Consider the following 23,676-nt stretch of genomic DNA (forward strand, 5'->3'; position numbering starts at 1 on the left):
GAAACCTCCCGGCTTAAGGAACATCAGGTGTCGAGGCGGTCTGCGCCTGGGTGTGACCCAAGGGGGCGGCGCAGGGCGAGGAAGCCATCGGCCGAATCGGCCGGGTCGGCAGCGAGCAGCCGCAGCAATTCGGCCAGCGGCAGATCGATCTCGGCGGCGGCGAGAAGCCGGGGCGGCGGCGGCGCGGCGGGCTCGGGCGCCGAGGAGGGGGCGGGCGCGTGGGCGCGCTCATCCGGCTCCCGCATCGCGGCGCGGCGGGCGCCGAGGCCGCCCGGCAGGTCCAACGCCTCGATCAGCGGGAAAAGCGCGAGCGGCGCCAGGTCCGGGCGGCCCGCCCGCGGCGCCGGCGGGGCGGAGGAGAGCTCCGCCAAGGTGGATAGCGGGGGGCGCGGCGGCGGCGGCGCGGCCACGGCGACATCGGCGGCGTGCAGCAGCGTCATGTCGGCCACGCCGAAGCGCGCCGGTGGCGCGGCCGGGGTCGGGGCCGGGGCCGGCGCAGCTTCCGGCTGAGGCGCCGGGGCCGCGGGCGGCGCGACCATCGCCGAGGCGGCCGGCGGTGCGACCGGGGCCGGCGCCGCGGCAGGCGCGGGGGCCGCGGGCGTCCAGCCGCTGGCGACGGGTGCCGGCGCGGGCACGGGAACCGGCTCGGTCCGCTCCGGCTCATGCCAGGCCTGCACGGGGGGCGGCGGGATCGGCGCGGGTGGCGGGGTGGGTTCGGGCAGCGGCGCGCGGGCGGCAGGTTCCGCCCAGGCGGGGGGCGCCGGCGGATCGGACCAGGCCACGGGGGCGGGCGCGGCTTCGGGCGGCCTTGGCGGCGACTGCCAAGGCTGCGGCTCCGGCGGCGGCGCGGCGAACTGTGGCGCGGGGGCCACATAGGCCTCGGGCAGCGGAGCCACATGAACCTCGGGCGGCGGCGCGTAAGTCTCCCGCGGTGGCGCATAGGCTTGGGGCGGGGACGCCGCATAGAATTCGGGCGGCACGGCCGCGGGGGCCTCAGGCGGGGGCGCCTGCCAGGGCTCGGCCGGCGGCTGGCCCTGCTGCTGCCCGGCCTCGGCCGCCGCCGTCATGGCGGCGCCGAGCAGCGCATAGGGATCCGCCTCCGGACCCGGTGCAGGATTCCGGACCGGCTCGTTCCCAAAACTACGGTAACGGATAGCGGGGGTCCGCAACGCGGCGGCGACCCGGGCCACATCCGTATCTTGGCGCATGCGAATTAACCCCCAATCGCGGCGCAACATGCCGTGACCGCGCCCGTTAGGGAATACCTAATCTCTGTCCCGGAGGCACACTTATATCGAAGCTTGCAGCGAATCTCTCCAGGCGAGACGAGCGAGCAGCGTCAGCACGGCAGAATAGTAATCCTTGGCTTCACCAGAGAAGGGCCAGGACGGCATCGGCGATACTTCCGCGTGCTTCGCAATCGCCAATTGAGCAACGGCTACAATTCCGGACGGCGCCGCATAGGGTGAGATCGCGTCGGAACCGAAATCGGTCCAGGCGGGCATCCGACGATGATTCGGATCGGACCAGAAGCGCGCGGCGCCCGCCGCAGCCGGCTCCCGCCCCAGCCCGGCCCAGGCCAGGTAGAGCGGTACGCGGACCGCGTCGTAGGAGAATCGGGCGGGCCATCCCGGGGCGGGCGAGGGTCGCCCCCCCGTGCGCGGCAGCGCCACCCAATCGGCCGGCAGACCCCAGCGGCCGAATCGCGCCCGGCGCAGCAGCGAAAGCCCATCCGAGGCGAGCCGCAGCCAGATCGGGTCCGGTACCGCCTGGGCCAGCGCCCGGAAGGCCGGGAAGGCGTAGTAGGAGGGATTGATCACCACATGGTCGCGCTGCTCGAAGCCCGCGGCGCCCGGCAGCAGCACCATCTCGTCCCCCACCTGGCGGACCAGCAGGCGCAGCACGTCGCGCGCCACCGCCACACCCTCCGCCGTATAGTCGGCGGACCGCCAGCGCCGCCCGGCGCGCAGCAGCGCCCAGGCATACATCAGGTCGCCATCGGTCGCATTGTTCGGATCGTCCACCTGCCCGCCATGGCCCGAGGCATCCGGCCGGAAACGCCAGGAGAGCAGCGCATCATGCGGCCGGCCGAGCACCCGCCGGGTCCAGCCCAGGATGCTGTCGAAGGCCTCCCGGTCCAGCGCCTGCTCGGCGCAGAGCAGCGCCCAGCCCTGGCCCTCGCTATGCGAGATGCCCTGGTTGGCCGTGTCCACCACCCGCCCATCGGGACGCAGGAAGCGGCTGGCGAAGGCCCGCCATTCTTCCGGGTCCAGCGCTGGCTCGCCGGGCCCGGCACGATCACCCGTTGCGCCAAGCCCAAGCGAGGGCGCCGCCAAGGATGGGGTGGCGGCGGCCAGCGCGAGAAAGGTGCGGCGACGAAGGGGGAAGGACATGGGGGCCTAGGGTCGCAGAGGCGGGTGAAGCGGGCGTTTACGTTTACACTCAACAACCTTCTTCTGAACAAGTCCAGCAAACTACGCGCATAGGTTGCGCCTTGGATCGTTCCGCACCCTTCGGCGCGAAGCAGGCAAATCTCACGCGTTTTTGATTGCGACACCAGAACCGTTGGCGTTCGGATCAGAGCGGCGCGCAGGCGGCCCGCAGCCAGGATTCGGCCGCCTTGGGCAGCAGCGGGCCGATCCGCGCCAGGCAGGCGGCATGGTAGGCGTCGATCTGCGCCCGCTCCGCCGGCGCCAGCAGCGGCAGCGCGATCAGCCGCCGCTCATAGGGCGCCCAGGTCAGCGTCTCGAAGTCCAGGAAGGGTTTCGACTGTCCCGGGAGGCCGGCGGCCTGGCGGACCAGCAGCAGGTTCTCGATGCGGATGCCATAGGCGCCGGGCAGATAGAAGCCAGGCTCGTTGGACAGGATCATGCCCGGCCGCAGCGGCACCGGCTTCGCAGAGCGGCTGATGCCGGCCGGCCCCTCATGCACCGAGAGGAAGCTGCCGACCCCGTGGCCGGTGCCATGGTCGTAATCGAGCCCCGCCGCCCAGAGGCTGCGCCGCGCCAGCGAATCGAGATGCGGCCCGGCCACGCCTTCCGGAAAGCGCAGGGCGGAGAGCGCCAGATGGCCCTGCAGCACCATGGTGTAGCGCTCGGCCAGCTCCGCCGGCGGATCGCCCGGGCCGGTCCAGAGGGTGCGGGTGACATCCGTGGTGCCGTCCCGGTACTGCGCGCCGCTGTCGATCAGGTAGCACTCGCCGGGGCGGATCGGCCGGTCGCTGGACGGCGTCGCACGGTAGTGGATGATCGCGCCATGTTCGCCGGCGCCGCTGATGGCGGGGAAGCTTTCCGCCACGAAATGCGCGCCCTCCGCCCGCAATGCCAGCAGTTTTGCTGCGGCGGAGAGCTCCGTCTCCGCGCCCGCGGGCGCGGCTTCCGCGAACCAGGCCAGGAAGCGGCACAGCGCCACCGCATCGCGCAGATGCGCGGCGCGGGCGCCTTCCTGCTCCACCGGATTCTTGCAGGCGCGCGGCAGGCGGCAGGGATCCTCGCCCGCCACCACCTCCGCCCCCGCAGCGCGCAGATGCTGGCCGAACCAGGCTGGCGTCACATCCGGATCCAGCCGCACCCGCTGCCCGGCCAGCCCTTCCAATACCGCCGGCAGCGCCTCGGGCGGGTGCAGCGCGACGGCATTGCCGAGATGCGCCCGCAGCGCCGCATCGGCGCGGGCCGGGTCCAGGAACAGGTCCAGCCGCGCATCGGCGCGCAGCAGCGCCATGGCCAGCACCAAGGGCGTATGGCCCAGATCCTGGCCGCGGATGTTCAGCAGCCAGGCCACCGAATGCGGATCCGCCAGCACCGCGGCCTGCGCCCCGTCCGCCCGCAGCCTGGCGGCCGCTTCCTCCCGCTTCGCAGCCCCTTCCACCCCGGCGAAGTCGATCGGATGCGGCTGGGCGGGGGCGGAGGGCGGGGCGGGGCGATCGGTCCAGACGGCATCGACGGGGTTGGAGGGCTGCGGCACCAGCCGGGCGCCGGAGGCCTCGAGGCGCTCCACCGCCGCGGCCGGATGCAGCCAGGGGTCGTAGCCGATGCGCGCCCCGGCGCAGTCTGTGCGCAGGAACTCCGCCGGCGGCTGTTCCAGCAGGTGCCGCAGCTCCCAAAGCCCGGGCGCCACCTCCGCCGCCGCCTGGGTGGTGTAGCGGCCATCGACGAAAAGGATCGCGCGGTCCCGCAGAACCAGAGCGAGCCCGGCACTACCGGTGAAACCGCTGAGCCAGGCCAGGCGCTCGGCCGAGGGCGGCACGTATTCGCCGAGGAAGGCATCAGCCCGCGGCACCAGCAGGCCATCGAGGTCGCGGCGGGCCAGTTCGGCCCGCAGGTCGGCCAGACGCGTGGATGCGATACGCTTGGAGGCGATACGCTGGGCGGCTGCTGTCATGGCGATGTGTTACCCGAGCCCTAATAATGAAACATGTGTCCACAGTGTTTCATGCGTGGAGCGCATGGCTTGGCTGTGGCTTCGACGCATCACCTGTGGCGCCGATACGCCTATGTTGCAGCTGCGAAGCGCGGTGGCCCAGGCCAAGGACGGTCAGGCCACCTCGCAACCCCATCAGAGGTCATCATGAACCCCCGCCACAGCCTGGAACAGGCCACCCTGTTCGCCATCGCCAACCCGGACCGCACGGCCCGCGAGATCGAAGTGCTGCGCCACGCAGCCATCCGCGCCCGCGACCAGGCGATCGCCGATGGCGTCGTGCGCTTCTTCTCCAGCCTCGGCCGCGGCCTGGCCTTCCTCGGCCGCACCATCGCCAGCTGGCCCGAGCGGCGCCGCACCTACGAGAACCTGCGCAGCCTGACCGACCGCGAACTGGCCGATATCGGCCTGACCCGCGGCGAAATCGCCCGCGTCTTCGAGCCGGAGTTCCGCGTGCCGGCCCCGGCGCCGAAGCTCGCCACCACCAAGGTCCAGATCAAGACCCTGGCCCCGGCGAACGCGAATCTGCCGAACAAGGGAACCGCCGCCGCGGCCTGACGTTTCCCCATCCGCACCGTCACCGAACTCCCCCCCAAGGTGACGGCGCGCATGGCGCGCCCCCAAGCCCCCCAAACCAAGGGCGCGCCCCAGTTACCCGCTGCAGACTAGTCCCGCACTCGCGGGGACCGTGGCGGAAGCGCGGGGCCGGCACCCAAAGTGCCGGCCCCGTCGCATGTCCGGGCCCCTACCGCCGACGCAAGACCAGCGTGGCCCAGGCGCCCTGCGGCAAACGCCGCTCCAGCACCATCCCGCGCCGCCGATGCGCCGCCAGCACCATCCGCACCTGCGTCCCGAGCAAACCCGCCAGGATCGCCGTGCCCCCCGGCGCCAAACCCACACTCAGATCCTTCGCCATCGAACACAGCGGCCGCGCCAAAATATTGGCAAACACCAGGTCATAAGGCCGCCCGGCCCGCACATGCCGGTCCCGCCAGCCATCCGCCAGCCGCGCCCGCACCAGCCGGCCCACCCCATTCATCCGGGCATTCTCCTCCGCCACCCGGACACTCCATGGCTCGATATCCGTGGCCAGAACCTTCCGCCGCAACCGCTTCGCCGCCGCCATCGCCAGGATCCCGGACCCCGTCCCCAGATCCAGCAACCGCCGCAACCGCCGCGCCCGGCCATCCCGCGCCACCCGCTCAAACGCCACCAGACAGCCGCGCGTGGACCCATGCTCGCCCGAGCCGAAGGCGATCCCCGCATCCAGCTTCAACACCATGCGCCCATAGATCCGCCGCTCCGGCACATGCGTCGGCCGCACCAGCACCCCGGCGCCAATCTCCTGTTCCCCGAAGCTCGCCACCGTCCGGGCCAGCCACCCCTCCGCCTCGACCGGCTCCGCCCGCAACTCCGCCGTCACCCCGGTGACGAGCGCCGCCAAGGCCAAAGCCCCCGCCAACTCCTCATCCCCCGCCCCGCGCGCCCGCACCCCCTCCACCCGCCAGGTGTCCGTCGCCTCATCCCGGAAAATCGCGACGGAGGGACACACCCGCAACAACGCCGCCTCAAACATCGGCACCGCCGCCTCGGGCAAATCATCGAACCAAACCGTCTCCAACGGCTCCGCCCGCCGCGCCTGACGCTGGGCATAAACATCACGCGACATGCAGGCTGAACCTTTTCATCCGGAAGGGGGGGCGAGGGTTGTGGGGGCTTTGGAGGGTGGCGCGGGGTGATTGCAAGGAGGGCTCCGCCCTCCCTGCACCCTCCCGCCAAGGGGCAGTGGCCCCTTGGAACCCTTGAATCATGTGCAGGAAGGGAGAGGGGCCGGAGCGACCGCATGTTCGGCGGTACCTCTGGGCCCCTCTCCCTTCCTGCACAAAGTCCTGTGGTCCAGGAGGCCACTGCCTCCTGGTGGGGGGTGCGGGGGGCAAAGCCCCCCGCGAACCACCCGCGACAACCTCCAAGCCCCCCCTACACCTCGCTCGCCTTCTGGACGAAGCGGTCCAGCACGCGTTTCGGGCCGGTGTGGTCGAAGGTGATGTCGAGGCGGTCTTCGTCGATGTCGGTGATCGTGCCGTAGCCGAATTTCTGGTGGAAGACGCGTTCGCCCTTGGTCAGGGAGGATTCGCGTGGGGGGCGTTCGCGGGTGTCCCAGGGGTTGGCGTCGGTGATGCGGGGGCGGCGGGCCATCAGGCCGGACTGGCCGAGGAAGACGGAGGGGGTGTCGGCCATGCGGTTGGCGCGGATGGTCGATTGGCCTTCGCGGATGATGGCGTCTTCGGGCAGTTCGTCGAGGAAGCGGGAGGGCAGTGAGGAGGTCCAGTTGCCGTAGATGCGGCGGTTGGCGGCGTGGCTGATGGTGGCGGTGCGGCGGGCGCGGGTGATGCCGACATAGGCGAGGCGGCGTTCTTCCTCGAGCGATTTGTCGCCGCCTTCGTCGAGGGAGCGTTGCGAGGGAAACAGGCCTTCTTCCCAGCCGGGCAGGAAGACGGTGTCGAATTCCAGGCCCTTGGCGGCGTGGAGGGTCATGAGCTGGACGCGTTCGGCTTCGGCGTTCTCGTCGGTTTCCATCACCAGGGCGACGTGGTCGAGGAAGCCGGCGAGGGTCTGGTAGTCGCCGAGGGCGCGCAGCAGCTCCTTGAGGTTTTCGAGGCGGCCGGGCGCTTCGGGGCTGCGGTCCTGCTTCCACATTTCGGTGTAGCCAGATTCGTCGAGCAGGGTCGCGGCGGCGACGACGTGGCCTTCCTTCTCGTTGATGCCGCGCCAGCGGACGAAGCCGCGCATGAGTTCGCGGAGTGCGGTGCGGGGTTTCGGCTTGAGGGTGTCGGTCTCGGCGATGCGTTCGGCGGCGAGGGCGAGGGGGATGTTCTCGGCGCGGGCGGCCTGGTGCAGGGCGCGCATCCCGCTGTCGCCGAGGCCGCGTTTCGGCGTGTTGACGATGCGTTCAAAGGCCAGGTCGTCCGCGGGTTGGTGCAGGAAGCGGAGATAGGCCATGGCGTCGCGGATTTCCGCGCGCTCGTAGAATTTCAGCCCGCCGACCACGCGGTAGGGCAGGCCGAGGGTGATGAGGCGTTCCTCGAAGCTGCGGGTCTGGAAGCCGGCGCGGACCAAAATGGCGAATTCGGAAAGCGGGTGGCCCTTGCGTTGTGCCTGTTCGATGCGCTCGCCCACCATGCGGGCCTCTTCCTCGGAGTCCCAGAGCGAGACGACGCGCACCTTGTCGCCCTCGGCGTCCTGGCGGCCAGCGCGCAGTGTCTTGCCGAGGCGGCCTTCGTTGCGCGCGATCAGCCCGGCGGCGGCGGCAAGAATCGGCTTGGTGGAACGATAGTTCGACTCCAGCCGCACGATGCGCGCGCCCGGAAAGTCCTTTTCGAAGCGCAGGATGTTTTCGATCTCGGCGCCACGCCAGGAATAGATCGACTGGTCGTCGTCGCCGACGCAGCAGATGTTTCTGCGAGTCGGGTCCTCGTTCTGCGCCAGAAGCCTCAGCCACAGATATTGGACCAGGTTGGTGTCCTGGTACTCGTCCACCAGGATGTAGCGGAAGGTCCGGTGGTAGTCGGCCAGGATATCGGCGCGGGTGCGCAGGATTTCGGTGACGTGCAGCAGCAGGTCGCCGAAGTCCGCGGCGTTGAGTTCGATCAGGCGGCGCTGATAGGCGTCGTACAGCGCGCGGGCGCGGTTGTTGGCGTAGTCGGAATCCTCGGCCGGCGTGATGCGCGCCGGGGTCAGGCCGCGATCCTTCCAGCGCTGGATCACCGCCATCAGCCCCTGCGCCGGCCAGCGCTTGGAATCGATGCCGCCGGCGGCCTCCATGATCTGCTTCAGGAGGCGCATCTGGTCGTCGGTGTCGAGGATGGTGAAGTTGGACTTCAGCCCGACGATCTCGGCATGCCGCCGCAGCATCCGGGCACAGAGCGCGTGGAAGGTGCCGAGCCAGAGGCCCTCCGCCGGTTGGCCGAGGATGGTGGCGACGCGTTCCCGCATCTCCCGCGCCGCCTTGTTGGTGAAGGTCACGGCCAGCACCTGCCAGGGGCGGGCGCGGCCGGTCATCAGCAGATGGGCGAAGCGGGTGGTCAGCACGCTGGTCTTGCCGGTGCCGGCGCCGGCCAGCACCAGCAGCGGGCCGTCCAGCGTTTCCACCGCCAGGCGCTGTTCCGGGTTCAGCCGGGCCAGGTAGTCCTGCTGGGGTGCCGGAGCATTCATTGGGGAGCACTCACTGGCAGGATCCCACGGAGCCGGCGGCACAGATGCGGGTGCCGTCGGTCCAGGTGGCGCCGGCCAGGTTGACGCCGGTGAAATCGGTGCCGCCCAGCATGGCGCCGGTCAGGTCAGCCTCCGTCAGGTCGGCGCGGTACAGCCGGGCGCGGCGCAGATCGGTGCGCGCCAGCTTGGCGCCGCGCAGGGTGGCGCGGGTGAAATCGGCCTCCCGCAACGTGGCTCCCGTCAGGTCGGCGCCGTTCAGGTTGGAGGAGACGAAGCGCACATAGGTGCCTTCCACCCCCACCAGCCGCGCCTGCTCCAGGTTGGTGCGCTGGAGGGAGGCATCGCGCAACTGCATGCCGGACAGGTCGGCGCCGGCCAGGTCCCGGCCATCCAGGTTGCAGCGTCGCCAGTCCACCCCCGTGCCGGGCGGTTCCGTGCAGGCGGCCAGCGCGGGGCCGCCACCGAGGACCAGGGCCAGGAAAGCCAGCAGTGCCAGCAGGGGCAGGCGCCGGGCCCGATCGGTGGTGTGATGACGTCCGCGCACCGCTTGGATATAGAACACAGGTCGAACAACGCCAACCTCACCCGCCTGTCCCGCTTCCCGTCCCTGAGCCATTGGGTTCCCCTTGGTCCGTCTTCTCGAATGGTCCGCCCGGCATGGCGGTGCCCTGCTGGGCTTTGGCGTCTTCCTCGGCGTGCTGCTGCCGCCGCTGGCCGCCGCGACACGGGATGTGGTGACGCCTGTTGTCGCCTGCCTGATGACATTGGTGTTGCTGCGGGTCGATTTCGTCCAGGTGCTGGGTTATCTGCGCCGGCCGCTGCTGGTGGCCGCGCTGCTGGCCTGGGTGCTGCTGGCCTGCCCGCTGATCGTCTTCGCCCTGGTGCGGCTGCTGGGGATGGAAGGGCCCCTGGCCGCGGCCGTGGTCATCATGGCGACCGGCTGCGCCGCCACCTCCTCCCCGGCCTTCGCGCGGATGGTAGGGCTGGATGGCGAGATCTCCCTGGTTGTCGCGGTGCTGTCGACGCTGCTGATCCCCTTCACCGCGCCGCCGCTGGCGCTGGGGCTGATGGGCATTGATCTCGCGATCTCGCTCGGCGGGCTGATGGCGCGGCTGGCGCTGGTGGTGGGGCTGCCGCTGGCGGTCTCGCTGGTGATCCGCCGGCTGGCCGGGCCGCAGCGCCTGGCGACCTATGGCCGCAGCGTCGATGGCGCGATGGTGCTGCTGGTGGTCTTCTACGGCTTCGGCGTGATGGATGGCGTGCAGGCCATGCTGCTGGCCGAGCCGCTCTGGGTGCTGGGCGGCGTGGCGCTGGCCTTCCTGGGCAATTTCGGGCTGAACCTGCTGACGGCGCTGGCCTTCCTGAAGCCGGCGGGGGCGCGCGTCGCGCTGTCCGCCGGGCTGCTCTCGGGCAACCGGAACATGGCGCTGTACCTGGCGGTGCTGCCGGCGGCCACCGATGCGCGCATCCTGATGTTCTTCGCGCTGTGCCAGTTCCCGCTGTTCCTGTCGCCGGTGCTGCTGCGCCCGGTCTATGACCGGCTGCGGGCGCGGCTTTTGACCTGACGGAGCCTCTTGCCAGCGCCCGTTTCACGCCCTGCTATGGCGGCACGTCCCAAGAAGGAATGGCTGCATGGCCTGGCCCGACCCCGCCCGCCCCGGCGAGCCCGCCGACGCAACCCGCCCCTGGCACTGGGTGGCGCGGGTGGAGGATCGCGCCCAGGCGCCACTGCCCATCGGCTGGAATGGCGCGCTGCGGCAATGGATGGTCTGGGACGGCAGCGCCGTGACGGCGGAGGAGGCGGCCCGCCGCTTCACCTATCTCGGCCCCTGCCTGACCCCGGCCGAGACGGCCCAGGCCCAGCTTCAGGCCCAGGCCAGCCCGGCCGTGCCGGAGGAACCACGCGGGCTGGCGGCACTCGCCGCCTCCGCCACCCCGCCGCCGCCGCCTGCCATGGTGTTCCGGCGCGACGCGGTCAGGAACCACCTGCTGATCTTCGCCGGCACGCTGTTCGGCACGCTGTTCCTGGCGGAGTGGATCCTGGGGGTGCGCTAGAGCCGTTTCACCGAAAGCGAAGACGGTGAAACGGCTCTAGCTCTTTGTTTTATCGCATTTTCCGAGTCGCCTTGCGAAGCCGCAAGGCTTGAAAATGCTATAGCTACCCCGCATTCTGCGGCTGCACCCCCGCGGCGCGGGCGGCGGCGCCCCATTTCTCCATCTCGGCCTGGACGAAGCCGCGCGTCTCGTCGGGGTTGGAGGTCACCACCTCCGCCCCCAGCGCCCGGTGGCGCGCCACGATCTCGGGCCGCGTCACCGCCGCCGTGATCTCCCGGTGCAGCCGGTCCAGCACCGGGCGGGGCAGGTTGGCCGGGCCCATCACCATGCCCCAGGTGGAGGCCTCGAACCCCGCCACCGTCTCGCCCAGGGTCGGCACATCCGGCAGCTGCGGCGCCCGCACCGCGCCGGTGGTGGCCAGCGCCTTCAGCGTGCCGGCCTGGATATGCGGCAGGGCGGCCGGGACCGTGTCGAACATGATGTCGACGCGGCCGGCGATCAGGTCCGGATGCGCCTGGGTCGAGCCGCGATAGGGCACATAGGTCATCTCGATGCCGGTCCGCTGGCCGAACAGCACGGGCGCCAGCCGCACCACGCCGCCCGTCCCGGCGAAGGTCACCTGCCCGGCCGGGCGGGCCTTGGCATGCGCCACCAGCTCCGCCGGGGTGGAGGGGCCGAAGCCGCGTGCGGCACACAGCACCAGCGGCGTCTTCGTGGTCAGGCTGATGAAGGTGAAGTCCCGCATCGTGTCATAGGGCAGCCGGTAGAAGGCGGCATTCACCGGATGGCCGACCGAGACCAGGGCGAGCGTATGCCCGTCGGCCGGGGCGCGGGCCACCACCTCCGTCCCGATCACGCCATCCGCGCCGGCGCGGTTCTCCACCGGCACGGCGACGCCCATGGCGGCGGCCATCGGCTCCGCGATCAGCCGCGCGGTGATGTCGGAGACGCCGCCCGGCGTATAGGGCACCACGATGCGCACGGGGCGGGTGGGCCAGGCCCCGGTGCCTGATCCCTGGCTGCGCGCCAGGCGGCTGCCGAGCAGAAGGGTGGGCGCGGCCAGCAGGGCCGCGCGGCGGGTGGTCGTCATGGGTTCCTCCACATCCGGTCTGACGCCGGCACCGGCATGCTGGACCCGGCTTGGGGTGGAGGGGAAGCTCGTTTCGGGCCCGCGGGGTCGGGTCTCGGGGCCGGGGGTGTCGGCATGCGGGCCGATGGCTGGGCGGGCGGCGCTCGGGCGCGTCACGCCCCCCTCACCCAACCGTTGAACGCATGCGTTCAACCCCCCCATCGGGTGGAGAGGGCTTTTCAGGACGGCCGGCTACCCGGCCTTCTGCGGCCGGGCGCCCAGAAGATGGGCGATGGCATAGGTCAGGTCGGCGCGGTTCAGGGTGTAGAAGTGGAACTCGTCCACCCCATTGGCCTGCAGCAGCCGCACCTGCTCCGCCGCCACCACGGCCGCCACCATCCGGCGGCTGTCGGCATCCTCCTCCAGCCCCTCGAACAGCTTGCCCATCCAGGCGGGGACGGAGGCGCCGCACATGGCGCTGAACTTCTTCACCTGTCCGAAATTGGAAACCGGCAGGATGCCCGGGACGATCGGCACGGTGATGCCGGCCGCCGCGCAGCGATCGATGAAGCGGAGATAGACATCGGTGTCGAAGAAGTACTGGGTGATGGCCCGGGTCGCGCCGGCATCGATCTTGCGCTTGAGGAAATCGAGGTCCGCCGCGGCCGAGGCGGCAGCCGGATGAGTCTCCGGATAGGCGCCCACCGAGATGTCGAAATCGCCGATCCGGCGCAGCCCCCGCACCAGGTCCTCGGCCTGGGCATAGCCGCCGGGATGGGGCGTGTATTCGCTGGCGCCCGCCGGCGGGTCGCCGCGCAGCGCCACGATGTGGCGGACGCCGGCGGCCATGTAGTCCCGCGCCACCTCATCCACCTCGTCCTGGGTGGCGCCGACGCAGGTCAGGTGCGCCGCGGGCGTCAGGGAGGTTTCCTTGGCCAGCCGCGCCACCGTCTCATGCGTCCGGCTGCGGGTGGTGCCGCCGGCGCCATAGGTGACGGAGACGAAGCGCGGCCCCAGCGGCTCCAGCCGCCGGATCGCGGCCCAGAGCGCGGCCTCCAGCGCCTCGTTCTTCGGCGGGAAGAATTCGAAGGACAGCTTCGGCGGCGGCATTTCGGTCGGCACGGGCAGGCTTGCGACGCGCGGGCCGGTCAACCAACGCTGCAGGGTTCCGGGAAGGGCCATGTCCATCGGGCGGGTTCTCTTGCGGATAGGCAGGGCGAGGCGCGGTGGCGGAAGCCCGCCTGGCCGCGGTGGGATGTCTCGTACCGTAACTTCATCGGCACCGCCGTTTCGCTGGTGCCGGGCTATGCATATAAGGGTGACAACGCGGCCCAGGAAGTCCTGGGTGGCGATGGCCGTCCCCTGGCCGGCTGCCTGCTTCCGGAGGTCACCCGTTGATCCGCTCCCGCCTCTCCAACGCCCCGGGCACCCTTCGGGGCCGCGACCGGACCCGCAGCGCCCTTCCCTTCCTGGCCCTGTCGCTCGCCCTCGGCCTCGGCGCCTGCGCCACCCGCCCGGATCCCAGGGATGCCGAGGCGGTGGCCGAATTCCGCGCCAACAACGACCCGCTGGAGCCACTGAACCGCGGCGCCTTCTTCGTGAACGAGGGCCTGGACACGCTGGTGCTGCGCCCGGCGGCGGAGATGTATCGCATCTTCCTGCCGCCCGAGGTCCGCACCGCCATCCGCAATGTCCTGGCCAATCTCCGCACCCCGGTGATCCTGGCCAACGACCTGCTGCAGGGCGAGACCCAGCGCGCCGCCACCACCACGGGCCGCTTCCTGGTGAATACCACCATCGGCATCGGCGGCATCTTCGACCGCGCCAAGGATTTCGGCCTGATCGGCCATACCGAGGATTTCGGCCAGACGCTGGCCGTCTGGGGCGCGCCGGAAGGTCCCTACCTGTTCATCCCGGTGCTCGGCCCCTCCAGCCCGCGGGACGTGGTGGGCTTCGCCGGCGACGTGGCGATGAACCCGCTGACCTATACCGGCAATGCCGAGACCTGGGAGGCGATCAATATCACCCGCACCACCACCACCGCGCTCGATGCGCGGGAAGGCCTGATTGAACCACTCGACCAGGTGCGCGCTACCTCCCTCGACCCCTATGCCACCATCCGCAGCGCCTATCGGCAGCGGCGGCTGGTGGAGATCCGCAATGCACCGACCGGGGCCGCGGCGACCTCCGATTCCGGCCTCGGCTCCGGCATCCAGGGCCTGCGGCGCTGAGCGCGGCCCGAAAAGAACAGGATTAGCCCATGACAGCGATTGACCGATCCCCGGCACGATCCACGGCACAATCCCTGGCGCGCCGCCCGCTCATCCTCGGCGCGATCGGCCTGCTCGGACTGACGCGCGGCGCGCAGGCGCAGCAGATGGACATCAACCGCGCCTCCGCCTTCATCCAGTCCACCGGGCAGGAACTGGTCGCCGCCATCAACATGGATGGCCCGGTGCCGGCCCGGCGTGACCGCGTCGGCGCCATCCTGCGCCGGGCGGTGGATGTGGAAGGCGTGGGCCGCTTCATCCTCGGCCGCTGGTGGCGCACTGCCAATGCGCAGCAGCAGCAGGAATACCTGCGGCTGTTCGAGGAGGTTCTGATCCGCAACCTCTCCTCCCGCTTCGGCGAATACCAGGGCCTGACCTTCTCCCTCGGCCGCAGCCAGGCGCGGACGGAGGAGGACGTGCTGGTCTCCACCATCGTCGAGCGTGCCGGCACCCCAGCCTTTGGCCTGGACTGGCGGGTGGCGGAGATCGACGGCCAGCCGAAGATCGTCGACGTGATCGCGGAAGGCACCAGCCTGCGCCTGACCACGCGCAGCGAATACAGCAGCGTGATCACCCGCAACGGCAACAACGTGCAGGCCCTGCTCGGCGCCATGCGCCAGCAGATCGGCCAGCTTGCCGCCCGCGAAGGGGCCTGACGCTTTCCATGGGTGACGCAGTGGAACCGACCGTGCTCCTCCGGCAGGAGGGCGCGGCCGGCACCCTGCTGCTGAACCGCCCCCGCGCGCTGAATGCGCTGGACGGCGAGATGATCGCCCGGCTGGACGCGGCCATCCGCCAGCTGCGGGACGACCCGGCTGTGAAACTGGTGATCCTGGAAGGCGCCGGCGGCCGCGCCTTCTGCGCCGGCGGCGATGTCCGCCGCATCCGGGAACTGGCCCTGGCGGGTGACAGCGCCGCCATCCACGCCTTCTTCGCCGGCGAATACGCGGTGAACGCCGCCATCGCGACATTCGAGAAGCCCTGGATCAGCCTGATCGACGGGGTCTGCATGGGCGGCGGCATCGGCGTTTCCGTCCATGGCAGCCACCGCATCGTCACCGAGCACGCACTGCTCGCCATGCCGGAGACCGCCATCGCGCTCTTCCCGGATGTCGGCACCTCCTTCACCCTGCCGCGCCTGCCCTCCGCAACGCCGGGCGCGATGGGCCGCTTCCTGGCCCTGACCGGCGCCCGGCTGCGCGGCGCCGAAGCCGTGGAAGCCGGCCTCGCCACCCACTTCGTCCCGCGCGACCGCCTGCCCCCGCTGCGCAGCGCGCTGCTCGCCGGCGACCCCGGCGTGGTCGCGGACTTCGCCGAGCCCGTCCCGCCCGGCGCCCTCGCCGCCCAACGCCCCGCCATCGACCGCTGCTTCGGCCCCACCACCCTGCCCGCCATCCAGGCCGCCCTCGCCACCGAAAACACCGACTGGGCCCAGACCCAATCCGCCATATTGGCGAAGATGTCGCCCACCAGCCTGGCCGTGACCCTGGAACTCCTCCACCGCGGCGCCACCCAGGACCTGGCCCGCTGCCTCGCCACCGAACTCGCCCTGACCGGCCCCGTCACCCAACACCCCGACTTCGCCGAAGGCGTCCGCGCCGTGCTGGTCGACAAGGACAACAGCCCCACCTGGGCGCCGGCCCCGGCGCGGCTCGACGGATTCTTCGTGGGCTGAGTGGGCGCTGGTGGTTTGCAAGGAGGGCTCCGCCCTCCCTGCACCCTCCCGCCAAGGGGCAGTGGCCCCTTGGAACCCTTGAATCATGAGCAGAAATGGAGAGGGGGCCGGAGCGGCCGCATGATCTGCGGTACCGCTGGCCCCCTCTCCATTTCTGCTCAAAGGTCCTGAGGTCCAGGAGGCCACTGCCTCCTGGTGGGGGGTGCCGGGGGGCAAAGCCCCCTGGCAATCACCCGCGCATCACCCCGCCTACCGAAGTTTCACGTCGATCCGCACGGTGTCGCCCCGGTAGCGGCCGTTGGCCACGAGGAGCAGGGTGCCGCGGGGGTCGAGGGCGACGCGGTGGACGTGGGCGATGGGGGCGTTGAGGGGCAGGTGGAGGGCGCTGGCGGTTTCGACGTCGGCGCTGCCGATGGTGAGGGTTTGGCGGGCGTTGGCGATGCGGATGCCGGGGATGCTGGCGACCAGGCGCAGGGCGGTCTTGGTGGTCAGGTCGTCGGGGGTAATTTTGGGGGAGAGGCTTTCGTCCAGCCAGACGTCGGCCAGCAGAAAGGGTTGGTTGTCGCGCCAGTGACGGCGGCGGAGGTGGCGGTAGAGGGGCGCGGGGTGGCCGATGGCGGGCGGCAGGGCTTGGCCGGGTTGGCCGGGTGTGTCGGACAGGATTTCGATATGCGCGCCTTCGCGGGAGCGCAGCAAGCCGGTCCAGTCGGTTTCGACGTCGCACCACAGGCGTTGGGGTGGGGTGGTGCTGACGAAGGTGCCCTTGGCGCGGAAGCGCTCGATGAGGCCTTCCTCGGCGAGCTGGTCGAGGGCCTGGCGGATGGTGGCGCGCGCCACGCCGCATTCAGCGGCGAGTTCGTCCACGGTGGGGATCTGGCTGCCCGGCAGCCAGACGCCCTGTTCGACGCGGTGGCGGAACAGGGTGGCGAGCTGGAGGTAGCGGGCGACGGCGCTGCGGTTGAGGTCCGGCGCCAGCCCGGCGGGCTTGCGGAGGGATGGACCAGGCGGCGGGGGCAGGGGTTCGCCAGCCGGGCTGCGGCTTTGGGTCATGCGGTTTCCGGTGGGGTGGACCCGGTTGGGTTCACCGCCGGAAGCTACAGGAGGATGCCGGGCGATGGAATTGTCCGATCCGTGTGGCCGGATCAGGCCCCGGCGCGCATGACCTTCGGGATTTCCTCGCGGAAGCGGAAGCGCAGCGCGGACCAGGTATCGTCCAGCGCCACCTGCGTGACCGGCAACAGGCCTTCGGTGGTCAGCGGGTCCCAGCCATGGTCGCGGTCGAGGTCGGAGCGGACCGGGCCGGTCTTCTTCGGATAGGCGAACCAGAGGCGCGCGCCGATGCCGTAGAGGTTGAGCGCACGCGGGGCGATGGCGCGAAGCGCCACCTTGTCCGCGGCGAAGGCGAGGATCAGGTCGGCGGCCGCGGTGGCCCCGTTCGGCAGGCCGAAGGTCATCCCCGGGGGGTTGCCCAGAACAGCACAGGCCATGCCCGGGCGATAGCCGAGCTTGCGTGCTACCTCCCCGATTACGACACCCATTCGAATAGTTTCCGTCATGGAGTTGCCACCATTCAGGGGGTCTAGCGCATAAGCCGCCCCTGCGCAGCCATTCAATAGGCAGGGCCGCCCTGCGTTTTTTGGACGGCAGAACTTGAGGAAGAGTATACTAGTTGCGGCAGAATGGGGTTTTGGGTCAGTTCTGAACCTCTGCCCCCTCTGCCAGGTGCCGGATCGGTCACGGGCGCAGCACCGCCACCGCCTCCACCGTCGCGCGCACCACCGCATCCTCGGCCACCGCCACCGGGGCGGCGGAGGAGGAGACGGAGGATCGGGCGGCCATGGCCATCGGCCGCGGGCCACGCTCCGGCGCGTCGATCCGCACTTCCCGCAGGCCGACGAGTTGCAGGTTGAGCTGCTGGGCGACGGCGGCGGCGCGGCGTTGCAGCGCCTCCAGCGCCAGGCGGGCGGCTTCCTCCCGCGCCGCGCGCTCCGTCTCCCGCCGCAAGGTCCAGTCCAGGGAGACCATGGCGAGGCCCTGGCCCTGCAGCGTGCCGGCCAGTTCCAGCAGCGCGGGGCCGTCGCCGCCGCGCAGTGTCACGGCCTGGCTGGCCTGCCAGTTGCGCTGCTCCTCCACCCGTCCGGTCCAGTAGCCGCCGGTCGAAACCTGGATGCCGGGGGTGGCTTGGGCGCGGGTGACGGCGGCGGCGATGGCGCGGTTCACCGCCTGCTGCGCCGCCGCGGCGGTCCCGGCGCGCGCTTCGGCGCGCAGCGTGGCCACCACCTCATCCGGCGCGCGGGTGACCTCCGCCGTCTCACCGAGATGCAGCAGCGTCTCCGTCAGGCCGGCGGGCTGCGCCAGGGCGGGGGGTGCCAACGCGGGCGGCGCCAACAGCAGCGTGGCCATGGTCAGGGCGCGGATCGGATGCAGCATACGGTCTTTCCTCGATGCGGTGACAGGCCAGCAGATTCATGCGGCGGAATGGCGGCAGCCGTTCGGAAGGCGATTGACGGCTTCGCGATGCGGACAGACCCTGGCGGTATCCCAGCCGGAGATCCACGCCATGCGCCTTGCCCTCGCCACCCTGCTCGCAGGCGCCTTCGCCGTGACAACGCCGCTGGCCGCGAAAAATTTCACCTGGGCGTACAACGCCGATGTGCTGACGCTGGATCCGCACTCCTCCAACAACACCTTCACCAATACCTTCCTGGGCAATGTCTATGAGGCCCTGGTGCGGCACAACGACCGCATCGAGATCGAGCCTGCCCTGGCCGAGAGCTGGGAGCGCACCAGCCCGACCGTGTGGCGCTTCAACCTTCGCCGCAACGTGGTCTTCCACAATGGCGAGAGTTTTGACGCAGACGACGTGCTGTTCACCTGGTCGCGGGTGAACGGGCCGGGGTCGCTGGCGCGCGGGCTGCTGGGCGCGATCAAGGAAGTGCGGAAGGTCGACAGCCACACCATCGAGATCGAGACGCACCGCCCCTTCCCCATCCTGCTCGCCTCCATCACGCAGTTCTTCATGATGGATGAGGGCTGGTCGCGGGCGAACAATGCGGTGCAGGCGGCCAATCTCTCGGCGCAGACCGAATCGGGCGCGACCCGCGTGGCCAATGGCACCGGGCCCTTCCGGATCACGGAGCGCCGGCCGGATGAGCGGACTGTCCTCGAGCCGCATGCGCGCTGGTGGGACACCCCCTTGCACAACCTGACTCGGGTAAACTTCCAGCCGATCCGCAGCGCGGCGACGCGCACGGCGAGCCTGCTCTCGGGCGCCATCGACGCGAATGTGGAGGTGCCGCTGCAGGACATTCCGCGCCTGCTGCAGGACCAGCGGGTGCAGATGGTCGAGGGGCCGGAGCTGCGCACCATCTATCTCGGCTTCGATTATGAGCGGGACGAGCTGCTGTACTCCGACGTGCGCGGCCAAAACCCCTTCCGCGACCGCCGGGTGCGGGAGGCGATCTACCGCGCCATCGACGTGAACGCCCTGCGCCGGACGGTGATGCGGGAGAAGGCCTGGATCGCCGGCATGATGGTGAGCCCCTTCCTGACCGGCGCGCCCGCCGACCTGAACGACCGCCTGCCCTATGACCCGGAGGCGTCGAAGCGCCTGCTGGCGGAGGCGGGGTTCCCGAACGGCTTCTCGGTGGGCATCGTCTGCCCGAACGACCGCTATGTGAATGACGAGCGCACCTGCCAGGCGGTGGCGGCGATGCTGTCCCGCGTCGGCATCCGGCTGCAGCTGCAGTCGGAACCCACCAATATCTGGTCCCGCCGCACGGCGACGCGCGATTTCTCGATGTACATGCTGGGCCATGCGGGCCTGCCGCTGGCGGATGCCTATTCGACGCTGAACGAGGTGCTGCGCACCAATACGCCGACGACGGGCGGGCTGAACTACGGCCGCTGGTCGAATGCGGAATTCGATGCGCTGGTCTCCCGCGCTGCGGAAGCGCCGGACGAGACCAGCCGCCGCGCCCTGATCCGCGAGGCGTTGCAGATCGAGCGCCGCGAGATCGCGCATATCCCGCTGTTCCAGCAGCCCATCGCCTGGGCGTCCCGCCGCGGCATCGACCTGCGCCAGGCACCGGACAACCGGCTGCGGCTTTGGCTTGTGAAGGTGGATTGAGCCTGCCGTCCGCGCACTGCCGACCCGCGCTGCCCCCCCTGCCAAACGGGGCAGCGCTGACTTTTCTTGACCTCATCGAGGACTAGCATGACCGATCTTCTCATCCGCGGCGGCGTCGTCATCACCATGGACCCGGCGCGCCGTGTGCTGCCGGATGGCGCCGTTGCCATCAAGGATGGCCGCATCCAGGCCGTCGGCCCGACCGAGGAGGTGGAGGCCGCGCACGGCCAGGCGAAGCAGGTGATCGAGGCGCGCGGCCGCGCCATCCTGCCCGGCCTGATCGACGGCCATGCCCATGCCGGCCACGGGCTGGTGAAGACCATGGGCAACAATGACAGCGCCGGCTGGATGGAAGCCTGCCGCGTCATCTACACCCTCGCCTCCCCGCCCAGCTTCTGGCGCGCGGAGGCGAAGCTCGCGGCCTATGAGCGGCTGCGCTTCGGCGTCACCACCGGCGTCTCGCTGCTCGGCGGCGGCGACAGCATCGGTCGCGTGGACGACACGGCCTTCACCGATGCGCATGCGGAGGCGACGGAGGAAGTCGGCATCCGCAGCCTGCTGGTGCTCGGCCCGACCCGCCCGCCCTTCCCGCGCCCCTATGTCGGGCCGGATGGCGTGGAGCGGCCCGTCAGCTTCGAGCAGCAGCTCGATGTCATCACCGCCGGTGTCGAGAAGTGGCACAACAAGGGCCGCGTGAAGGTGGCGACGTTGATGCCCGTCTATCGTGAAGCCAAGCACGACGCCGCAAAAGTGAAGGAGATCGAGCGCCAGGGGCATCTGGTGCGCGAAGCGGGCCGGTCGCGCGGCGCGCCCTTCCACCAGGACGGCCATCGCCAGGGCAGCATCGAGCTGGCGGACCGCATGTTCGGCCTGCTCGGTCCCGATGCCTGGCTCAGCCACTGCACCGAGCTGACGGATGCGGATATCGACACGCTGGTGCGCACCGGCACGAGCGTGGTGCACAACCCCTCCGCCATCGCCGCGGTCCGCGGCTATTGCCCGGCGCCGAAGATGATCGAGGCGGGTGTGACCGTGATGATCGGCTCGGACGCCACGGCGCCCGACCGCTCCGGCGACATGTTCCGCCACATGTTCCAGTGCATCCGCTACCACCAGCGCCATTTCCGCGACGAGACGATGATGCCGCCCGGCAAGGCGCTGGAGATGGTGACGATCGACGCCGCGCGCGGCCTCGGCATGGGGCATGAGCTGGGCAGCCTGGAGGTCGGCAAGAAGGCGGATGTCATCACCGTCGATCTCTCGGCGCCGCATATGGTGCCGGCGAATATGCCGGTGGCGCGCGTTGTCTACTTCGCCAATGGGCAGGACGTGCTGGACGTGGTGGTGGACGGCCAGGTGCTGATGCGCGACCGCGTCTGCCCGCATCTGGACGGCACCGAGATCGGTACTGCGGCGTGGCGGGAGACGGATGCGATGCTGGACCGCGCGAAGCTGCGGCACATGGTGGTGGAGAATCCGGGCTGGGGGCAGGTGCGGCGCTAAGGGGGGCGCGAAGCCCCCACCCCGACCAGCCTTCGGCGTCGCGGCAGCGCCGCGACCCCCCGTAAAGCGGGGGAGGGAGGCGCCCTGACTCCCTCCCCCGTTCTCACGGGGGAGGGTTGGGGTGGGGGCAAGGCGCCACCTCCCCCACTCTGGCCCCGCCCCTTCCCCCGCGCCATGATGGCCGCCGGAGAAACGTCCCGGAGCACGGCCCCAAAATGCCGCAACGTCGCACCCTGCTGGCCACGGCCCTGGCGGCCCTGGCCGCGCCTCGCCTGGCCCGCGCGCAAGCCTGGCCCAGCCGCCCCGTCCGCATCGTCGAACCCGGCGCGCCGGGCGGCGGCAACGACACCACCATCCGCCTGTTTGCCCCACATCTGGAACGCGCCTTCGGCCAGTCCTTCGTGGTGGACAATCGTCCGGGCGCCGGCGGGCGCGTGGGCGTGGAGAACGCCTTCCGCGCGCCGCCCGACGGCTCCACGCTGCTGGTCGGCAATGCCGGCTCCAACGGCATCAATGCCGCGATCTACCCGGACCTTCCCTATGACCTGGAGAAAGACTTCACGCCGATCTCGCTGCTGGTCACCGGGCCCAATGCGCTGGTGGTGAATCCGCGCGTCTTCCCGGTGGACAACGTCGCCGGGCTGATCGCCGCCATCAAGGAAAAGCCCCAGAACCACTACAACTACGGCAGCGGCGGCGTCGGATCCTCCGCCCATCTTTCGGCCGAGCTCTTCTGCATGATGGCCGGCGTGCGGATGGAGCACATCCCCTATCGCGGCGCGGCGCAGATGGGCCAGGCGGTGATCACCGGCGACGCGCCCTTCCTGATCGCGAACATGGTGAACATCATGCCCTTCGTCACGCGTGGCGAGGTGAAGCTGCTGGCGGTGACCAGCCTGGAACGCTGGCCGGATACGCCGCAGGTGCCGACCCTGGATGAATCCGGCCTCGCCGGCTTCGAGACCATCGCCTGGAACGCGCTCTTCGGCCCGCCGGGCCTGCCCTCCGCCGTGGTGGAGCGGCTGGTGCCCGAGCTGCAGCGCATCGGCCAGCTGCCGGAGGTGAAGGACCGGGTGAAGCTGATCGGCGGCCAAGTGGTGACCAGCACGCCGGATGTGCTGGCCGCGCGGGTCCGCAGCGACATCGCCAAATGGAAGGACCTGGCCACCCGCGCGAATATCCGCGTCACATGAAGATCACCGACATCCGCTTCCGCGGCTTCAACGTCACGCCCAAGACGAACTGGAGTTTCGTCGAGGTCACCACCGAGGACGGACGGACCGGCCTTGGCGAATGCACGCTGGCGAATCACGAGCCGCTGATGGCGGCCGAGCTTGCCCGCATCGCGGCGAACCTGCGGGGCGAGGATGCGCGCGACCGCAACCGCATCGCCCGCTACCTTCCGCATGCGCCGGGCGGGCTGGTGACGGCCACCGCCATCTCGGCGCTCGATCAGGCGCTGTGCGACCTGGCGGCGCAGCGCCACGGCGAGCCTATGCACCGGCTGCTCGGCGGCGCTTTTTCGGACAGCGTACGGCTCTATGCGAACATCAACCGCGGCGCCAATCCGCGCACGCCGGCGGGTTTCGCGGCGGCCGCGACCCGCGCCGTGGCCGAGGGTTTCTCGGGTGTGAAACTCGCGCCCTTCGAGCCCATGGTCTGGGAGGATGGCCGCACCGCCGCCAACCGCGCCGCCTATGCGGAGGGCCTGGCCCGCATCGCCGCCGTGCGCGCCGCGATCGGGCCGGACATCGACCTGATGGTCGACGCGCATTGGCGCTTCTCCCCCGGCGGCGCCGCGCAACTGATCCGCGATGTCTCCTCCGAAAACCTGTTCTGGCTGGAATGTCCGGTGGCGGAGGCGAATCACGCCGAGATCGTCCGGCTGCGCGGCCTGGCCAATGCGCGAGGCATGCGGCTGGCGGGCGCCGAGAGCCTGTCGGGCCTGGCCGCCTATCGCCCGCTGGTGGAGGCCGGCTGCTACGACGTGCTGATGCCCGATGCGAAGCATGCCGGCGGGCTCGGCGAGATCCAGCGCATCGCCGCGCTGGCGCAGACCGCGGGGGTGGAGATCGCGCCGCACAACCCCACCGGCCCCGTCTGCCACGCCCATTCCGTGCATCTCTGCGCCGCCATCCCGAATTTCCTCGTGCTGGAAGTGCAGTACGGGGAGACCGAGGCCTTCTTCGACATCGTTGCGGGCGAGAGCCTGCGCTTCGTCAACGGCGCGGCGCGCCTGTCCCAGGCCCCCGGCCTCGGCATCACGCTGAACCCCGGCGCTTTTCCCGAATGGAAACGCATGGACCGGCCTTGGCTGGACCCGCGGCTGGGCTGATAAACGCCG

At 70.6% G+C, this 23,676-nt stretch carries 21 protein-coding genes; 10 read left to right on the forward strand and 11 right to left on the reverse strand.

Annotated features, from left to right (window positions below; translation table 11 throughout):
* Nucleotides 1-23 precede the first annotated feature (23 nt).
* The 3 genes from J3S20_RS01220 to J3S20_RS01230 form a co-directional block, all read right to left on the reverse strand.
* The gene (locus J3S20_RS01220) at nucleotides 24-1,208 is read right to left on the reverse strand and encodes a hypothetical protein (RefSeq protein ID WP_216833858.1); all 1,185 of its coding nucleotides are present in this window, start codon (nucleotides 1,206-1,208) and stop codon (nucleotides 24-26) included.
* A gap of 81 nt (nucleotides 1,209-1,289) precedes the next feature.
* A complete protein-coding gene (locus tag J3S20_RS01225; protein WP_216833859.1) occupies nucleotides 1,290-2,393 on the reverse strand; it encodes a glycosyl hydrolase family 8 in 1,104 nt (367 codons plus the stop codon).
* A 184-nt stretch (nucleotides 2,394-2,577) separates the two neighbouring features.
* Nucleotides 2,578-4,380 (reverse strand): aminopeptidase P family protein, encoded by a 1,803-nt coding sequence (locus J3S20_RS01230; protein ID WP_216833860.1) that lies wholly within the window; start codon nucleotides 4,378-4,380, stop codon nucleotides 2,578-2,580.
* 186 nt (nucleotides 4,381-4,566) lie between these two features.
* Between J3S20_RS01230 and J3S20_RS01235 the strand changes: the two genes are divergently transcribed.
* Nucleotides 4,567-4,977 carry a DUF1127 domain-containing protein gene (locus J3S20_RS01235; RefSeq protein ID WP_216833861.1) on the forward strand — a complete coding sequence of 137 codons (411 nt, stop codon included), beginning with the start codon at nucleotides 4,567-4,569 and terminating at the stop codon, nucleotides 4,975-4,977.
* Nucleotides 4,978-5,164: 187 nt separating this feature from the next.
* Here J3S20_RS01235 and J3S20_RS01240 read toward each other — a convergent pair whose 3' ends face one another.
* The 3 genes from J3S20_RS01240 to J3S20_RS01250 form a co-directional block, all read right to left on the reverse strand.
* Complete coding sequence (locus tag J3S20_RS01240; RefSeq protein ID WP_216833862.1) at nucleotides 5,165-6,088, reverse strand: 50S ribosomal protein L11 methyltransferase; 924 nt, start codon at nucleotides 6,086-6,088, stop codon at nucleotides 5,165-5,167.
* A gap of 308 nt (nucleotides 6,089-6,396) precedes the next feature.
* Nucleotides 6,397-8,631, reverse strand: a complete 2,235-nt coding sequence (locus J3S20_RS01245; RefSeq protein WP_216833863.1) for an ATP-dependent helicase — start codon at nucleotides 8,629-8,631, stop codon at nucleotides 6,397-6,399.
* 10 nt (nucleotides 8,632-8,641) lie between these two features.
* A complete protein-coding gene (locus J3S20_RS01250; protein ID WP_343215130.1) occupies nucleotides 8,642-9,175 on the reverse strand; it encodes a pentapeptide repeat-containing protein in 534 nt (177 codons plus the stop codon).
* Between the two features lie 82 nt (nucleotides 9,176-9,257).
* On the opposite strand from J3S20_RS01250, the gene J3S20_RS01255 reads away from it, so the two are divergent.
* Nucleotides 9,258-10,196 (forward strand): hypothetical protein, encoded by a 939-nt coding sequence (locus J3S20_RS01255; RefSeq protein ID WP_216833865.1) that lies wholly within the window; start codon nucleotides 9,258-9,260, stop codon nucleotides 10,194-10,196.
* A gap of 67 nt (nucleotides 10,197-10,263) precedes the next feature.
* Nucleotides 10,264-10,686 carry a hypothetical protein gene (locus J3S20_RS01260; RefSeq protein ID WP_216833866.1) on the forward strand — a complete coding sequence of 141 codons (423 nt, stop codon included), beginning with the start codon at nucleotides 10,264-10,266 and terminating at the stop codon, nucleotides 10,684-10,686.
* A gap of 103 nt (nucleotides 10,687-10,789) precedes the next feature.
* Here J3S20_RS01260 and J3S20_RS01265 read toward each other — a convergent pair whose 3' ends face one another.
* Nucleotides 10,790-11,776 carry a tripartite tricarboxylate transporter substrate binding protein gene (locus J3S20_RS01265; RefSeq protein ID WP_216833867.1) on the reverse strand — a complete coding sequence of 329 codons (987 nt, stop codon included), beginning with the start codon at nucleotides 11,774-11,776 and terminating at the stop codon, nucleotides 10,790-10,792.
* Between the two features lie 231 nt (nucleotides 11,777-12,007).
* Nucleotides 12,008-12,943 carry a methylenetetrahydrofolate reductase [NAD(P)H] gene (gene metF / locus J3S20_RS01270; RefSeq protein WP_216833868.1) on the reverse strand — a complete coding sequence of 312 codons (936 nt, stop codon included), beginning with the start codon at nucleotides 12,941-12,943 and terminating at the stop codon, nucleotides 12,008-12,010.
* Nucleotides 12,944-13,149: 206 nt separating this feature from the next.
* Here metF and J3S20_RS01275 point away from each other — a divergent pair, with 206 nt between their 5' ends.
* From J3S20_RS01275 to J3S20_RS01285, 3 genes are read left to right on the forward strand one after another with little or no spacing between them, the layout of a single operon-like run.
* Nucleotides 13,150-13,986, forward strand: coding sequence for an MlaA family lipoprotein (locus tag J3S20_RS01275; protein ID WP_246602223.1), 837 nt, complete (start codon nucleotides 13,150-13,152; stop codon nucleotides 13,984-13,986).
* Nucleotides 13,987-14,015: 29 nt separating this feature from the next.
* Nucleotides 14,016-14,681, forward strand: coding sequence for an MlaC/ttg2D family ABC transporter substrate-binding protein (locus tag J3S20_RS01280; protein ID WP_216833871.1), 666 nt, complete (start codon nucleotides 14,016-14,018; stop codon nucleotides 14,679-14,681).
* 32 nt (nucleotides 14,682-14,713) lie between these two features.
* A complete protein-coding gene (locus J3S20_RS01285; protein WP_343215131.1) occupies nucleotides 14,714-15,700 on the forward strand; it encodes an enoyl-CoA hydratase/isomerase family protein in 987 nt (328 codons plus the stop codon).
* A 249-nt stretch (nucleotides 15,701-15,949) separates the two neighbouring features.
* Here J3S20_RS01285 and J3S20_RS01290 read toward each other — a convergent pair whose 3' ends face one another.
* The 3 genes from J3S20_RS01290 to J3S20_RS01300 form a co-directional block, all read right to left on the reverse strand.
* On the reverse strand, nucleotides 15,950-16,750 hold the full coding sequence (locus J3S20_RS01290) for a GntR family transcriptional regulator (RefSeq protein WP_216833874.1): 801 nt from the start codon (nucleotides 16,748-16,750) through the stop codon (nucleotides 15,950-15,952).
* A 92-nt stretch (nucleotides 16,751-16,842) separates the two neighbouring features.
* Nucleotides 16,843-17,238 (reverse strand): hypothetical protein, encoded by a 396-nt coding sequence (locus tag J3S20_RS01295; RefSeq protein ID WP_216833876.1) that lies wholly within the window; start codon nucleotides 17,236-17,238, stop codon nucleotides 16,843-16,845.
* A gap of 196 nt (nucleotides 17,239-17,434) precedes the next feature.
* On the reverse strand, nucleotides 17,435-18,130 hold the full coding sequence (locus J3S20_RS01300) for an SIMPL domain-containing protein (protein WP_216833878.1): 696 nt from the start codon (nucleotides 18,128-18,130) through the stop codon (nucleotides 17,435-17,437).
* 130 nt (nucleotides 18,131-18,260) lie between these two features.
* On the opposite strand from J3S20_RS01300, the gene J3S20_RS01305 reads away from it, so the two are divergent.
* From J3S20_RS01305 to J3S20_RS01320, 4 genes are all read left to right on the forward strand, one after another.
* On the forward strand, nucleotides 18,261-19,829 hold the full coding sequence (locus tag J3S20_RS01305; protein ID WP_216833880.1) for an ABC transporter substrate-binding protein: 1,569 nt from the start codon (nucleotides 18,261-18,263) through the stop codon (nucleotides 19,827-19,829).
* An 87-nt stretch (nucleotides 19,830-19,916) separates the two neighbouring features.
* Nucleotides 19,917-21,332, forward strand: a complete 1,416-nt coding sequence (locus tag J3S20_RS01310) for an amidohydrolase family protein (protein WP_216833882.1) — start codon at nucleotides 19,917-19,919, stop codon at nucleotides 21,330-21,332.
* Between the two features lie 215 nt (nucleotides 21,333-21,547).
* Nucleotides 21,548-22,525: a Bug family tripartite tricarboxylate transporter substrate binding protein gene (locus J3S20_RS01315; protein ID WP_216833884.1), complete on the forward strand. Its 978-nt coding sequence runs from the start codon at nucleotides 21,548-21,550 to the stop codon at nucleotides 22,523-22,525.
* A complete protein-coding gene (locus J3S20_RS01320) occupies nucleotides 22,522-23,667 on the forward strand; it encodes a mandelate racemase/muconate lactonizing enzyme family protein (protein ID WP_216833886.1) in 1,146 nt (381 codons plus the stop codon). Before J3S20_RS01315 ends, J3S20_RS01320 begins: the two co-directional genes overlap by 4 nt.
* The last annotated feature ends 9 nt before the right edge of the window (nucleotides 23,668-23,676 follow it).

The sequence above is a fragment of the Falsiroseomonas tokyonensis genome, from assembly GCF_019024325.1.
GTDB classification, from domain to species: Bacteria; Pseudomonadota; Alphaproteobacteria; order Acetobacterales; family Acetobacteraceae; genus Falsiroseomonas; species Falsiroseomonas tokyonensis.